12 protein-coding genes are annotated in these 14,159 nt (G+C 64.6%); 4 read left to right on the forward strand and 8 right to left on the reverse strand.

Translation table 11 applies throughout. The annotated features are described in order from the left end of the window. Positions 1-163 precede the first annotated feature (163 nt). Both BM222_RS11055 and BM222_RS11060 read right to left on the reverse strand, forming a co-directional pair. Positions 164-1,441, reverse strand: a complete 1,278-nt coding sequence (locus tag BM222_RS11055) for a multidrug effflux MFS transporter (RefSeq protein ID WP_092228298.1) — start codon at positions 1,439-1,441, stop codon at positions 164-166. Between the two features lie 110 nt (positions 1,442-1,551). Further along, the gene (locus tag BM222_RS11060) at positions 1,552-3,381 is read right to left on the reverse strand and encodes an aminopeptidase P family protein (protein ID WP_092228299.1); all 1,830 of its coding nucleotides are present in this window, start codon (positions 3,379-3,381) and stop codon (positions 1,552-1,554) included. Between the two features lie 184 nt (positions 3,382-3,565). Between BM222_RS11060 and BM222_RS11065 the strand changes: the two genes are divergently transcribed. Next, on the forward strand, positions 3,566-3,745 hold the full coding sequence (locus BM222_RS11065; RefSeq protein ID WP_092228300.1) for a hypothetical protein: 180 nt from the start codon (positions 3,566-3,568) through the stop codon (positions 3,743-3,745). A gap of 115 nt (positions 3,746-3,860) precedes the next feature. Here BM222_RS11065 and BM222_RS11070 read toward each other — a convergent pair whose 3' ends face one another. Further along, positions 3,861-4,748 carry a 50S ribosomal protein L11 methyltransferase gene (locus tag BM222_RS11070; protein WP_092228301.1) on the reverse strand — a complete coding sequence of 296 codons (888 nt, stop codon included), beginning with the start codon at positions 4,746-4,748 and terminating at the stop codon, positions 3,861-3,863. A 163-nt stretch (positions 4,749-4,911) separates the two neighbouring features. On the opposite strand from BM222_RS11070, the gene BM222_RS11075 reads away from it, so the two are divergent. After that, positions 4,912-5,067, forward strand: a complete 156-nt coding sequence (locus BM222_RS11075) for a Flp family type IVb pilin (protein ID WP_092228302.1) — start codon at positions 4,912-4,914, stop codon at positions 5,065-5,067. Between the two features lie 272 nt (positions 5,068-5,339). On the opposite strand, the gene BM222_RS11080 is transcribed toward BM222_RS11075, so the two are convergent. Beyond that, positions 5,340-6,950, reverse strand: coding sequence for a phytoene desaturase family protein (locus BM222_RS11080; protein ID WP_092228303.1), 1,611 nt, complete (start codon positions 6,948-6,950; stop codon positions 5,340-5,342). Positions 6,951-7,169: 219 nt separating this feature from the next. Here BM222_RS11080 and BM222_RS11085 point away from each other — a divergent pair, with 219 nt between their 5' ends. Further along, entirely contained in the window at positions 7,170-9,452 is a 2,283-nt protein-coding gene (locus BM222_RS11085; RefSeq protein WP_092228304.1) for a spermidine synthase, read from the forward strand. Between the two features lie 9 nt (positions 9,453-9,461). On the opposite strand, the gene BM222_RS11090 is transcribed toward BM222_RS11085, so the two are convergent. Continuing rightward, positions 9,462-10,400 carry a glycerophosphodiester phosphodiesterase gene (locus BM222_RS11090; RefSeq protein WP_244547088.1) on the reverse strand — a complete coding sequence of 313 codons (939 nt, stop codon included), beginning with the start codon at positions 10,398-10,400 and terminating at the stop codon, positions 9,462-9,464. A gap of 299 nt (positions 10,401-10,699) precedes the next feature. Continuing rightward, positions 10,700-11,482: a L,D-transpeptidase gene (locus BM222_RS11095; RefSeq protein ID WP_177243148.1), complete on the reverse strand. Its 783-nt coding sequence runs from the start codon at positions 11,480-11,482 to the stop codon at positions 10,700-10,702. Positions 11,483-11,855: 373 nt separating this feature from the next. On the opposite strand from BM222_RS11095, the gene BM222_RS11105 reads away from it, so the two are divergent. Then, positions 11,856-12,179 carry a hypothetical protein gene (locus BM222_RS11105; protein ID WP_092228307.1) on the forward strand — a complete coding sequence of 108 codons (324 nt, stop codon included), beginning with the start codon at positions 11,856-11,858 and terminating at the stop codon, positions 12,177-12,179. A 28-nt stretch (positions 12,180-12,207) separates the two neighbouring features. Here the strand turns inward: BM222_RS11105 and BM222_RS11110 are convergent, their stop codons facing one another. Together BM222_RS11110 and BM222_RS11115 are read right to left on the reverse strand one after the other, a co-directional pair. Then, complete coding sequence (locus BM222_RS11110; RefSeq protein ID WP_092228308.1) at positions 12,208-12,969, reverse strand: ABC transporter permease; 762 nt, start codon at positions 12,967-12,969, stop codon at positions 12,208-12,210. After that, positions 12,966-13,889: an ABC transporter ATP-binding protein gene (locus BM222_RS11115; RefSeq protein WP_092228309.1), complete on the reverse strand. Its 924-nt coding sequence runs from the start codon at positions 13,887-13,889 to the stop codon at positions 12,966-12,968. The genes BM222_RS11110 and BM222_RS11115 overlap by 4 nt, the downstream gene beginning before the upstream one ends. Between the last annotated feature and the right edge of the window lie 270 nt (positions 13,890-14,159).

The raw sequence follows: 14,159 nt of genomic DNA on the forward strand, positions 1-14,159 counted from the left end.
AGCTCTTGCGCCACTCACTCCGCTGTCATCGCCCGCCTTGACCGGGCGATCCAGCATTCCAGAGACAGTCGAGGATACGGAGAAGCCGCGGCGTACTGGATCCCCCGCTTTCGCGGGGGATGACGCCGAGAAATGTCGTGACGGCCGTCGCGCATAGCGACAACTACATCATCCCGGTCTCTTCCTCTTCCGCCTGCTCGATCAATTCTTCGCTCACCAGGACGTCGCGCCGGGGAACGATGAAGGTCATCGTGCAGGCGCAAAGCAGCGAGATCGCGAGAACCGCCGAAGTCAGCGGCAACGTGGTCGCGGTGTGGCCGCCGAGATAGGCGCCGAATTGCGACATCAGCGCACCGATGCCTTGCTGCAGGAAGCCCATCGCGCCTGATGCGGTGCCGGCTGCTTCGGGCCGGATGCTGATGGCGCCGGCTGCAGAATTCGCCATCACGAAGGCATTGCCGACCATCACGATCATCTGCGTGCCGAACAGCCAGGCGGGCGCCTCGTTCCAGGCAGTCAAGCTCCAGAGCAGGTTCAAGAGGCTGCCGCAGAGTTGCAGGGCCAGCCCGAACCAGATCAGCTTTTCCAGCGAATGCCGTGGCGCGAAGCGCACGCAGAGCAAATTGCCGACCAGATAGGCGAAGCCGGTCGTTGCGAACCAGGCGCCATATTCGGCGCTGGTCCGGCCCATCTGCGTCACGACGATGTAGGGGCCGCCGCCGGCGAAGGTGAAGATGATCTGCGATGCCAACACCTGGCACATCACATAGCCGATGAAGGCGCGGCTCTTGATCAGCACGCCAACGTCGGCGCGAAAGCCGCCGCTGCCGGCCGCGCGGTCGCGGCGGGTCTCTGGGAGTGCGATCGCGATGCCGATGGCGACCGTGATCGCGCCGATGGTGACGGCGTAGAAAATGGCGCGCCAGCCGAACGCGGTCTCGATCAGGCCACCGGTGAGTGGCGAGACCATCTGGCCGATCATCAGCGCGGCGACCACGAGGCTGATCATCGAGGCGACGCGGTCGCGCTCATAGATGTCGCGGATGATGGCGCGGCTCACCACCATCCCGGAAGCGCCGCCGAGTGCCTGGAAGAAGCGCGCGGCGATCAGCTGCGGCAGGGTTTCGGCGAAGCTACACGCAACGCTCGCCGCCACCATCAGTGCGAGGCCGCCAAGCAGCACCGGCCGCCGGCCCAACTTGTCCGACAGCGGCCCCATGATGAGCTGCGACAGCGCGATGCCGACCATGTAGAGCGACACCGTCATCTGAGCGATGGAGATGTCGCGGCCGAACGTCGCCGCCAGCGCGGGCAGTGCCGGCACCAGGATGTAAAGCGAGATCGGCGCGATCCCGGTCATCACGACCAGCAGCAGCAACACCACGCGCGAGGTCGCGATGTTGGTCGCTGCGCCCGGCGGTTGGCTGATCATACCGTGCATGGATCGAACACTAGCCGCACCGCCGCGGCCGCGAACTTGGTCGTTTCGGTATACGGCTATGCGTGATGCTGGAGCCTTGCGCCAATCGCGTAGCGCCATGCGGGCGCCGTCTAGGCCTTCAGCTCCGCGGTGGCCTGCTCGAGCCACGCTTTCGTTGGCTCATCCAGCCCCGGTCCGACTTCAGCGCGGACGCGCGCGTGGTAGGCATTGAGCCAGGCGAGCTCGTCGCGGTTCAGCATCGCGGTGTTGATGAGCCGGCGGTCGATCGGCGCCAGCGTCAGCGTCTCGAAGGCGTTCATCGATTTCTCGGCGCCCTCGACGGCGGCGGCGACGACGAGCTCGAGGTTCTCGATGCGGATGCCAAAACCGTCGGTCTTGTAATAGCCGGGCTCGTTGGAGAGGATCATGCCGCGCTTCAGCGGCGTGGTGCCGAGCTTCGAGATCCGCGCCGGGCCTTCGTGGACACTCAGGTAGCTGCCGACGCCATGGCCGGTGCCATGCTCGAAATCGACGCCGGCGGCCCAGAGATATTGCCGCGCCAGCGTGTCGAGCTGCGCGCCGGTGGTGCCGTCGGGGAAGATGGCGCGTGCGATCGCGATGTGGCCGCGCAGCACGCGGGTGAAGCGGTCGCGCATCTCCTCGGTGGGCTCGCCGATCGCCATGGTGCGGGTGACGTCGGTGGTGCCGTCTTCATATTGCGCGCCGGAATCGATCAGCAGCAGATCGCCGGGCACGATCCGCCGGTTGCTCTTGCGGGTGACGCGGTAATGCACGATGGCGCCGTTCGGGCCGGTGCCTGATATGGTCGGGAACGACACGTCCCTCAAGGCGCCGGTGTCGCGGCGGAAGGTCTCCAGCGCTTCGACCGCGTCGATCTCGGTGAGCTTGCCGCTTGGTGCCTCGCGATCGATGAAGGCGAGGAAGCGCGCCAGTGCGATCGCATCGCGCCGGTGCGCCGTCTGCGCGCCCTTGATCTCGGTCGCGTTCTTCACGGCCTTCAGCAGCGCGATCGGATCGCTGCCGCGTACAGGCTTGCCGCCCCCGCCCGCAATCAGCCGGCTCAGTGCCTCGGCCGCCGTGGCGCCGTCGAGCGCGATCGCCGCGCCTGACTTGGCGAGCGCCATCAGGGTGGGCGTCAGCGCATCGGGCTCGCGCACGTCGGCCGATTGCTCGAGATGATCACGCGTCAGATTGGAGAGCTTGCGATGGTCGATGAACACGGTGGGACGGCCGACCTTGGGCACCAGCGCGTAGGACAGGGGCAGCGGGGTATGTGCGACATCGGCGCCGCGGATGTTGAAGGTCCAGGCGACCGCATGGCTGTCCGACAGCACCAGTGCGTCGGCGCCCAGTCTGTCGATCTCGCTCTTGATCTGCGCCAGCTTCTCGGCCTCGGCGACACCGGCATATTGCAGACCGTGGATCGCGACCGGTGCGATCGGCGGCTGCGGTCGATCCTGCCAGACCGCGTCAATGGGATTGCTGTCGAGTGCCACCAGTTCGGCGCCGGCCTTGGCGCAGGCTGCGGCGAGGCGCTCGGCTGCCGCAAAAGTGTGCAGCCACGGATCAAATCCTAGGCGATCACCAGATTTAAGATGCGCCGAGATCCAGCTCTCCGGCGGCGGATCGACCAGCGATTCCACTGTCCACGCCTTGGCGTCGACCTGCTTGGCCGCCTGGATCGTGTAGCGGCCGTCGACGAAAATCGCGGCCTTCTGGGTCAGCACCGCCGCGAGTCCCGCCGATCCGGTAAAGCCGGTCAGCCAGGCGAGCCGCTCTTCGGAGGGCGCAACATATTCATTCTGCTGCTGATCGGCGCGCGGAATGACGAAGCCGGTCAGCTTGCGGCGGGCGAGTTCTTCACGGAGTGCGGCAAGCCGCGCCGTCAATGCGACGCCGGCTTCGGGCTCCTCGAATGTCTGGAAGTGCGCTTCGAACATGGCTCAGTTTAGGGTCATGAGGATCAGTCCGCAATGCGGACGCAATTGCACGGAATATGGCACGGACTGTGCTTGAAAATGTTCCATTCGAATTGAGTGGAGTAATGGATGCGGCAGTTGCGCTTCGTCCGGATGTCAGGGACATTCGAGCAGGTGGTTCATCTCAATGGCGAGGGGACACACGATGCCATCGTTCACGTTTGAGAAGATTTCGCCGCCGGTGCGTCGCGCGCCGACGCCGCCGACGCCGAAGAAGCCGCGCGGCCTCATCAGCCAGATGATCGACCGCGTCTCCGAGCGTCGCGCCCGGCGAGCGGTGCAGGCCGACCTGCCGATGCGCCGGGACGACAAACCGGCGAAGTAGGAGGCATTGATGGTGCCGTAGGGTGGGTGAGCGTCAGCGTAACCCGCCACTGTGTGTATCCGTCGAGGTAGAAGAGGTGGGTTACGCTGACGCTAACCCACCCTACAGCCCCACCCTACAGCGCCTTCCGCAGCAACAAACTGCTCCAGCCCTCGATCCGCAGATGCCGGAGCGGCACCAGGCCACGCGCGCGGTAGGCGGCGATCACGGCGGGGGCCTGGTGGCTCAGCAGGCCGGAGAGAATGACGCGCGCGCCGGGTGCAAGATGCCGGGCCATCGGGCCGGCCAATTGACGGAGCGGATTGGCCAGGATGTTGGCCAGCACCAGGTCAAACGGGCCGGTTCTGGCAAAATCCGGCGCGGCGAAGCCGGTGGCGCGGATCACCCGGACATGTTGACCGGCTTGGTTCAGCGCCGCGTTCTCGGCCGCGACCCGCACCGACGGCGGATCGATGTCGGAGGCCAGCACCGCACGGTGCAGCGATTTCGCGGCCGCGATCCCAAGCACGCCGGTCCCGGTGCCGAGGTCGAGCACGCGCTTCGGCCGCGCCTGTTTCAGGACATGGTCAAGCAGGAGTAAACAGCCGCGCGTGGTGCCATGGTGGCCGGTTCCGAAGGCGAGAGCGGCCTCGATCTCGATCGCGAGCTTGTTCGGTGCCACGCGATCGCGGTCGTGGCTGCCATGGACAACGAAGCGTCCGGCCGGCACCGGGACCAGATCCTCCAGGCTCGCCTTGACCCAGTCCTTGGCTTCGACCGTGTCGAAGGCAAGGTTGGCGGCAATGTCATTTCCTGCTGAAGTTGCAATGAGTTCGCGGAGCAATGCCTGATCCGGCGCCTCGGCGAAATGCAACGTGACGTCCCATTGTCCGTCCGGCCGCTCGAACGCGGCCACGGCAGCATCGCCCTCGAAAAACACCTCGGTGAGCACGTCGACGACGCGCCTGGCCGCGGCCTCGTTGCCGATCGAGAAAGTAGCGCGATAGGTCGGGGACAACTTCATTCCAGGGGCCCGTTGCTTTCAATTTGCGGAACTTTTGTTCCTGATTTTCCGTATAACTTGCGGTTCCCCAGTTAACTTGACTGAAGGTTGCGCTCCGTAGATTTCCGGATGTTGGATCCAGCAACACACCCTGGAAGGGAAATGGAGGCAAATCTTGAAGCGCATGGTTTCGAAGTTCTGGTCTGATGAGTCTGGCGCGACCGCGATCGAATACGGCCTGATCGCAGCCGGTATCGCGCTGGCGATCATCACCGTGGTGAACAGCCTCGGCACCTCATTGAACGACAAGTTTGGTTCGGTTAGCAGCTCCTTGAAGTAATTTCTGCCTCCCATTTCCCAGCGGGGCAACTTTCTTCATACACGGCTTTCGATGAGCGCCCGCTGGGGAGATTGTGCCTTGGCGGGCGACGTCGTTGGGCGACCATCGTCGCTTAGACCCACAAATTGTTCGCCGGCGATCCACCGGCCTATACCCGGTTTATCAACTCGCTTCTCCACAGCCCGCTTGGCGCTTGTACGACGCGATCGAGCCGTGCCTCCCCGGCTTCACCACAGCTTTGCCAACAGGCCTTTCCACAGCCCGTCCACATCCTATCCACGGCTTGCGAACAGGCTGCGGTGATCCCGCAAGATCGCCTGCGCGGCGTTGTGGCCGGGGGCGCCGGTGACGCCGCCGCCGGGGTGCGCGCCGGAGCCACAGTGATAGAGGCCCTTCAGCGGCCCGCGGTAGTCGGCATGGCCCAGCATCGGCCGGGCCGAGAACAGCTGGTTGAGCGACAGCGCGCCATGGAAGATGTCACCCCCTAAGAGCCCGAACTGCCGCTCGAGATCGAGCGGGGAGAGTATCTGACGGCCGAGCACGCTGGACGCAAAGCCCGGCGCGTAGCTGTCCACCGTCGCGATCATGAGATCGGCGACCTCGTCGCGATGGTCGTCCCAGGATTTGCCGTCGGGCAGTTCGGGTGCAACATGCTGGCAGAACAGGCTTGCAACGTGTTGGCCCGCAGGCGCGAGCGTATCGTCGAGCGTCGAGGGGATCAGCATCTCGACGATCGGCTGCCGACTCCAGCCCTGCGCCCGCGCATCGAGATACGCGCGGTCCATGTAGCCGAGACCGGGCGCCAGGATGATGCCGGAGGTGAGGTGATCGCCGTGACCAGGCAACGCGGTGAAGGAGGGCAGGCGGTCCAGCGCCACGTTCATGCGGAAGGTGCCGGAGCCGTTCCTCCAGTGGCGAATGCGGGCGAGAAAATCCCGGGGCAGGGCATCGGCTGCGATCAGACGCGTGTAGAGCAGTTTGGGATTGACGTTGGCCGCGACGTACTTTGCGCGGATGGCCGTGCCGTTTTCCAGCACCACGCCGACGGCGCGATCGCGCGCGACGATCACCTCGCGCACGCCGGCATCGAGGTCGATCGTGACGCCGCGCGCACGGGCGGCTCGGGCCATCGCCTGCGTGATCGCGCCCATGCCGCCGATCGCGTGGCCCCAGGCGCCCTTCTTGCCGTTCACCTCGCCGAAGGCGTGGTGCAGCATCACATAGGCAGAACCGGCGGCGTAGGGGCTCGCGTAATTGCCGACGACGGCATCGAAGCCGAACAGCGCCTTGACCAGATCGTGCTCGAACCGCTCATCCAGCATCTCGCCGGCTGAGCGGGTGAAGAGGTCGAGCAGGCTGCGGCTTTGCTCCAGCGTCAGGCCGCGCAGGATGTTGGCCGTCGTCAACGCATTTGCGGCCTCGCGGAGGGCGCCAATGCCGAAATTGCCGAGCAGGTTCGGCGGGGCGCGCAGCACGAACTGACGCAGCACGTCGGCAATGTCACCGAGCTCGCGCGAGAAGCCGTCGAGCGCATCGGCATCGCGCGCGCTGAGCCGCGCGACGGACGCCTTGGTCCGGCCCTCGCCGGTGAGGAGATAGTTGCCGTCGGGGGCGGGCAGGAAATTCTGCGCGCGCCGCTCGACCACGCGCAGGCCTTGTTCTGCAAGACCCAAGTCGCGGATGACCTGCGGGTTGAGCAGGCTCACCGTGTAGGCCGCGACCGAGTTGCGAAAGCCCGGATGAAACTCCTCGGTGACCGCGGCCCCGCCAACCACCTTGCGGCGCTCGACGACATGCACGCGCAACCCCGCCATTGCGAGATAGGCCGCGCAGGTGAGGCCGTTATGGCCAGCGCCGATGATGACGACGTCGGTTTCGGTCATGATGGGTTCGAGTTGTTCTGCCTGCCGTCATTCCGGGGCGCGCGAAGCGCGAACCCGGAATCTCGAGGTTCCGGGTTCGATGCTTCGCATCGCCCCGGAACGACCCTCTAATATCAAGCAATCCTCGCTGCAACATCACGCGCCCATTTATTGCCCGTCCAGGCGCGGTGTGCTCCATTGCGAGCGGCCGGCGCTCGCCGGAAGTAAGCCGGAGCTCCCATGGATTCGATCGTGCAACCCGCCGCGACGGAGCAGCCGTCCTTGTCGCGCAACCGGCTGCTGCTGGCGGTCTACACCGCCGCGATCTTCGTCAGTGCACTGCTGCTGTTTTCGGTGCAGCCGCTGTTCACGAAAATGGTGCTGCCGCGGCTCGGCGGCTCGCCGGCGGTGTGGTCGGTGGCGATGGTGTTCTTCCAGTCGCTGCTGCTGGCGGGATACGCCTATGCGCATCTCCTCATGCAGATCAGGAATCGCGTGGTTCCGGTCGTGGTGCATCTGGTGCTGCTGATTGCGGCCTTCATCACGCTGCCGCTCGGCATCGCCAGCGCCTATGGCGAACCGCCGGCGTCCGGTTATGCGTTCTGGCTGCTCGGCCTGTTCGTGATGTCGATCGGCCTGCCGTTCTTCGCGCTCGCCGCCAACAATCCGCTGCTGCAGGCCTGGTTCGTTCGCACCGGCCATCCTGACGGCCACGATCCATATTTCCTCTATGCCTCCTCCAACATCGGCAGCTTCCTGGCGCTGTTGTCCTATCCGTTCCTGCTGGAGCCGATGTTCACGCTTCATGCACAGAACCGGCTCTGGACCGGCGGCTATGGTCTCCTGATCCTGCTGATCGCAGGCTGCGCCGTGCTGCTGCTGCGCTCGCCAAAGCCGGCTGTGCTCGATGCGCAGACCGAAGAGGCAAATGCGCCTGCGCCCACACTGGCGACGCGGCTGCGCTGGATCTTCCTTGCGGCGGTTCCGTCGGGACTCCTGATCGCAGTCACTGCGCATATCTCCACCGACGTCGCGGCCGCGCCGCTGCTCTGGGTGTTGCCGCTGTCGCTGTACCTGCTGACCTGGGTGGTGGTGTTCCAGAAGCGTCCCTTGCTGCCGCACAAATGGATGCTGATGCTGCAGCCGGTCGCGATCGCGGGCGTCATCTTCCTGCTCGCCTTCGGCGGCGAGCAGAATTTGCTGCTGACGCTCGGTGGACACCAATTGTGCTTCTTCATCATCGCGATGGCCTGCCACGGCGAACTGGCGCGGACCCGTCCCGCAGCCAAATATCTCACCGGCTTCTACGTCGCGCTGTCGTTCGGCGGCATGGTCGGCGGTCTCTTTGCCGGCCTAGTCGCGCCCTTCACCTTCTCCTGGATCGCCGAATATCCGATCCTGGTCGCGCTCGCGGCACTATGCCGGCCGCCGGCGAACGAACGTCTTGCGGGCATCGTGAGATGGTACTGGCTGGCGCTGGCCTTGCTCGCGCTCGCGCTCGTCATGCCGTCCACCATGACGGGCGATCTCTCGACCTGGCTCGAGGATCAGCGCGTCTGGGTCGCCTGCGCGGTCGGCGTGCTCGCCGCGCTTCTGGCGCTGGCGTTCGATGCGGGGCGCTGGAAGATCTTTGCCACCGTCGCGCTGGCGCTGGCCTTGACGCGGATCTATCCTTCGGACGAAGGACGGGTCACCACCGTGCGCAGCTTCTTCGGCGTGCACAAGATCGTAGTGACGCCGGGCGGCTATTTCCATGTGCTGATGCACGGCACCACGATTCACGGCGCCGAGCGCTTCCGCAACAATGACGGCACGCCGGTCACCGGCCGGCCCGAGCCGATCACCTACTATCACAAGGACGGCGGGATCGGTCAGGCCGTCACCGCGGTCCGCGAGCGCAAGGGCGCGCCGTTGAAGGTCGCGGCGATCGGCGTCGGATCCGGCACGCTCGCCTGTGCCGCCGAGCCCGGCGAGGACTGGAAATTCTTCGAGATCGATCAGTCCATGGTCGATGCCGCGCGAGATCCGAAGAATTTCCGCTACATCTCGAGCTGCCTGCCCGACCTGAAGCCGGTGATCGGCGATGCGCGTCTCACCTTCGCGCGGGAGCCCGACGGTATCTACGACCTCATTATCGTCGATGCCTATTCGTCGGATGCAATCCCGATTCATCTGGCCACCGAAGAGGCGATGAAGATCTACAAGGACAAGCTCGCCCCGCACGGCGCCGTGGTGATGCACGTCTCCAACCGGCATCTCGATCTCGAGCCGGTCGTGGTCGGCATTGCCGATGCCAACGACCTCAAAAGCTGGGTCTTTGATGAGGATTCAGGCCGCGACGCCGACTACATCTTCTCCACCGACGTCGTCATCTCCGCGCGGGAGGCTGAAGACATCGGCAAGCTCGCCTCTTCAAAACAGTGGGAGGAGACCGACGCGGACGAGAAGGTGCGGGTCTGGACCGACGACTATTCCAACATCCTCGGCGCGCTGTACCGGCGCTTGCGATACGGGGAGCAGTAGATCCGACCCCTACGGCTGAACCGGCGTCCCCTCCGGCAGCGCTATTCCCTTCTCGCCGGCGACCTGCCGCAGCAGGTCAGGACGGTCAGAGATGATGCCGTCGACGCCGAACTCGATCATCCGCGCCATGTCGTCAGGCTTGTTGACGGTCCAGACCACGACGCGCAGTCCCTGCGTATGGGCGTCGGCGACAAGTGCTGCGGTAACGTCGCCGAAATAGGGCGACCACACCGCACCGCCCGCGGCCTTGATCGTGCGCGGCAGCGAGCCGCCGTGATCGGCCGGGTTGAAGCCCGCCGTCCAGCTGGTCGCCTTGTCGAGGGTGACTGATGGTGCCGAGCCGCGCTGGATCGTCAGGTACACGGTCGGAATGGTCGGGGCCTGGCGCTGGACCAGCAGCAGCGTCCGCCAGTCGAACGACTGGATCATGACGCGGTCGGAGAATTTCTCGTCTTCGATGACCCCGAGCAGCTTGGCAACGAAGGCTTGCGGCTCGAGCGATTCTTCGGGGTGATCCGGGTCGATCTTGGTCTCGATGTTGAAGCGCACGCGTTCGTTGCCGGATTTGCGCACCAGCGCGAACAGCTCCTTCAGCGTGGGAATGCGGGTCCCCGGCAGCGCGCGCTGGTCAGGAAACTGCTTGGCATAGGCGCTGTCCGGCCGGATCTGGCCAACGTCGTAGCTCCTGACATCGGCCAGGCGCAGCTTCACGAACGGCGTCCCCGGCGCGGCGACATAGGCGCCATTGGCATCCCGTGCGAGATCGGGATTGAGCCCGCGCTCATGCGACACGACGACCTCGCCGTCGGCGGTCACGCCGACATCGAGCTCCAGCGTGTCGACGCCCATCGAGAGCGCGTTGGCAAAGGCCGGCAGGGTGTTTTCCGGCAGCAGCGCCCGTCCGCCGCGATGCGCCTCGAGATCGAAAGCCATCGCTTGTCCAGTCATGGCGTATCCTGTCGTGAGAACCGTTAGCACGGTCAGAATTGTCGCAATAGATGACGGCATCACGGTTCGCAACCCGAGTGAAGGCAAAAGCATATGACGCGAGAGCGATCTCGCCGGCAAGATTCTGAAGGTCAACCTGCCGTTTCGTCGCGGCGCTTATCTCGACCCGGCCGTCGTGCCGCGATATCTGATGCCGCTGCGAAGAAGCCCGCCGAGATCATAGAGCCGGTCGCGCGCGCGTTGGTCGACGCTGTGCGGACAATCGTCGAACGCGGCGATGCCGCGTTCAAACGACTACATCAGTTCTGGTAGTAGTTGCGCGGCTGATAATACTGCCGCCGCTGCGGCTGATAGTAGTAGCCCTGCTGGCTATAGGCGGGGTCGTAGGTCGGCTGCGCTTGCGGCAGCTGCTGGTAGACCTGCGTACCGTAGGGGCGGGTGATCGGGCGCGGCGCCGGATAGCGCGCCCCGGTGTCGCTGCCGTCGGCGGGATAGATGTAGTTGTCGTCCTGCTGGATGTAGCGCCGCGCGGGCTGCATCGGCGGCGCCAGGTTCACGGGATCGCCTGAGGTGGCGTATTGCTGCTCCTCGGCCGGCTGCTGCGCGCGGGCGACTGCGTTGTTGGTGCGACCGCGACTGCGCGCGAGCGCGACCTGCGCCGAGCCGGTCAACGTCACCGTGGTGTTGAGCACGCCCTGCTCCTGCACCAGCGCGTAGAGCGTCGACGCGTTCTGACGCGACAGCCGCACGCAGCCGTGCGAGGCGGGCGTGCCCAATCGTCCGACCGAGTCGGTGCCGTGGATGGCGTGTCCGACCTTGGTGAAGAAGATCGAGTGCGGCATCGGCGCGTCGTCGAATTCCTTGGAGAAATGATCCTCTTCCATTCGGAAGGCGCGGAAGGACCCGCTTGGCGTCTCGCGCGAGGGGATGCCCGTTGACACCGGCCAGTGGTACCGCGTCACGCCATCGACGACGACGGTCATCTGCTGATTGTCCTTGTCGACGGTAATGTCGACCTTGGCCTGCGCGGTGCCCGCGCTCAAAAGCATCAAGGAAGTGAACGCAATGAATAAGGAACGCATCTGACGTCTGGCCTCCGGCCTGTTCACGCTGGAGCATGATCCGGAAAAGTGTGTAGCGTTTTCCGAAAAGATCATGCTCAAACAATAACGCCGCGGCTCACCGTCCCCCGGCATGCATTATGCCTGCAATCCGGCTTTCGTTCCAGCGGCCTGCCAAGCTAACCTTCCTGCCATCGTTAACGTGATGCCGGGCGTAAGCAAGGCCGCTTTGTGCCGCGCATGTCGCGGCGGCGCTGACATTTTCGCGAGCGGGAGATGCGTTCACATCGCCGACAATTCGTCACAAAGGCGCAACCATTCGGCCGCTTCCGGCGTTGATCGTCTCCTGCCAGACAGGCGACTTTCGCCGCCAGCCATCCCTTTGGGACCGAAGATGAACAAAGCTCGTACCACCGCCGCAGTCCTGCCGGCCGGCTTCCGCGTCCGCCTGCTGTTCGCGGCCGCCGTCGTCCTTCTCGCGCTGATCTCGCTGCCGCATCCCGGCCATGCCCAGGGCATCGTGCGCGGCGCCCAGGAGGGCTCTTATGAAGGCAACCGGATCGCTGGTCCCGTGGGCGGTGCAGTCGGAGGTGTCGTCGGTGCCGGGGTCGGCGGCGCCGTGGGCGCAGTCGACGGCATCCTGGGCATTCCCTATCACGGTCGCCGCCACTGCCGAGGATACTATGACGGCTATCACCACTTCCGCTGTTACCGGTAGTTGAACGAGCGCGCAATGACCGGAAGGATCAGTTTTTCAGCCTGTATCCGGTCCGGAAGATCCACCAGATCACGGCGAGACAGACCGCCAGGAATGCCAACGTCATGCCGATGCTGACGGAGACGCTGACGTCTGCAATCTCGTAGAAGCTCCAGCGAAAGCCGGAGATCAGGTAGACGACGGGGTTGAGCAGCGCGACCGTGCGCCAGGTCGGCGGCAGCATGCCGATCGAATAGAAGCTGCCGCCGAGGAAGGTCAGCGGCGTCACCACGAGCATCGGAATCATCTGCAGCTTTTCGAACCCGTCGGCCCAGATGCCGATGATGAAGCCGAACAGGCTGAACGTCACCGCCGTCAGCACCAGGAAGGCCAGCATCCAGACCGGATGGTGGATATGCAACGGGACGAACAGCCCGGCTGTCGCCAGGATGATGAGGCCCAAAATGATCGACTTGGTCGCGGCGGCGCCGACATAGCCGAGCACGATCTCGAAATATGAGATCGGCGCCGACAGGATCTCGTAGATCGTGCCGGTGAATTTCGGGAAATAGATGCCGAACGACGCGTTGGCGATGCTCTGTGTCAGCACCGAAAGCATGATCAGGCCCGGCACGATGAAGGTGCCGTAGCTGACGCCCTCGACCTGGCTGATGCGCGAGCCGATCGCGGCGCCGAACACCACGAAATAAAGCGAGGTCGAGACCACAGGCGACACGATGCTCTGGAGCAGCGTGCGCCAGGTGCGCGCCATTTCGAAGAGATAGATGGCGCGGATGGCGCGGTGATTCATGACGTCCTCACGAGGTCGACGAAGATGTCCTCGAGCGACGATTGGTTCGTGTCGAGATCATTGAAGCGGATGCCGGCGGTCCGGAGATCGCTGAGCAGGCTGGTGATGCCGGTGCGCTCGCCCTTGGTGTCGTAGTCGTAGACCAGCGTCTCACCGCCGTCGCAGAGGTCGAGCGCGTACTGGCTGAGACTCTCCGGCAGCGAGGTCACCTTGGCCTGCAAATGCAGCGTCAGGCGCTTCTTGCCGAGCTTCTGCATCAAGGTCGCCTTGTCCTCGACCAGCACGATCTCGCCCTTGTTGATGACGCCGATGCGGTCGGCCATCTCCTCGGCTTCCTCGATGTAATGCGTGGTGAGGATGATGGTGACGCCGGATTGCTGAAGCGTGCGGACCACCTCCCACATGCCCTTGCGCAGCTCGACGTCGACGCCGGCCGTCGGCTCGTCCAGGAACAGGATCTGCGGCTCGTGCGACAACGCCTTGGCGATCATCACACGGCGCTTCATGCCGCCGGACAGCGTAATGATCTTGTTGTCCTTCTTGTCCCAGAGCGAGAGGTCCTTCAGCACCTTCTCGATATGATCAGGATTCTTCGGCTTGCCGAACAGGCCGCGGGAGAAGCTGACCGTCGCCCAGACGCTCTCGAAGGCGTCGGTGTGCAATTCCTGCGGCACGAGGCCGATCAGCGAACGCGCCTTGCGATAGGAGGTCTGGATATCCTCGCCGCCGACCAGGACCTTGCCCTCGCTCGGATTGGCGATGCCGCAGACGATCGAGATCAGCGTGGTCTTGCCCGCGCCGTTGGGGCCGAGCAGCGCGAAGATCTCGCCGCGCTTGATGTCGAGGTTGATGTTCTTGAGCGCCTTGAAGCCGGACCCATAGGTCTTGGACAAATTGGCGACGGAAATGATGGAGGACATGGGGGCCGTGTGGGTGGGGGAGGCGCCGAAACCCGCACCCTGGGCGGGCGGAGAGCAGCGGAACCCTGAAATAGGAATGGCCTTGCCCCGTCGCAATTGCCGGGAGAAAAATGGTCTCAAAACCGGCCGTTAAGCGGCAGGTTGAGAACAAGTGTTGCGCGATGGTCACGGGTTGCGGCTAAGATCATTGTTCACGCGGCTCTTTGTTGCGTCTGCGAGCAGGCCGTGGCTACGATTCCGGTCAATCGCGAAGCGTATCCTAATCCCCGG

It is taken from the genome of Bradyrhizobium sp. Gha (assembly GCF_900113735.1).
Taxonomy (GTDB): domain Bacteria; phylum Pseudomonadota; class Alphaproteobacteria; order Rhizobiales; family Xanthobacteraceae; genus Bradyrhizobium.